The sequence below is a fragment of the Meridianimarinicoccus marinus genome (assembly GCF_040689105.1).
GTDB classification, from domain to species: domain Bacteria; phylum Pseudomonadota; class Alphaproteobacteria; order Rhodobacterales; family Rhodobacteraceae; genus Meridianimarinicoccus; species Meridianimarinicoccus marinus.
The window spans coordinates 1-250 of record NZ_JBFBVU010000139.1 but is presented as its reverse complement, the minus strand read 5'-3'; the positions used below and the strand labels follow the sequence as shown (position 1 = coordinate 250).

Genomic DNA, 250 nt, shown 5'->3' with positions numbered 1-250 from the left:
ATGAGGCAAGTGGCGAATAAAACCGACCGTATCGGCTAAGATCGAAGTGCCGACATCGGCCACATCAATCTTGCGCAGAGTCGGATCCAGAGTGGCAAACAGCTGATCAGCAGCATACACACCAGCATCAGTCACCCGGTTAAACAACGTCGACTTACCGGCGTTGGTATAACCAACCAGTGAAATCGTTGGGATTTCGGCACGATTTCGTGCTCGGCGTCCCTGATCACGCTGCTTGGAGACTTTTTCA

Annotated in this window: 1 protein-coding gene; it reads right to left on the bottom strand. The window is 52.0% G+C overall.

Annotation, left to right across the window (positions count from 1 at the left end):
• A partial coding sequence (locus tag AB0T83_RS20500; RefSeq protein ID WP_366195036.1) for a GTPase occupies window positions 1-250 on the bottom strand: 250 nt, incomplete at both ends.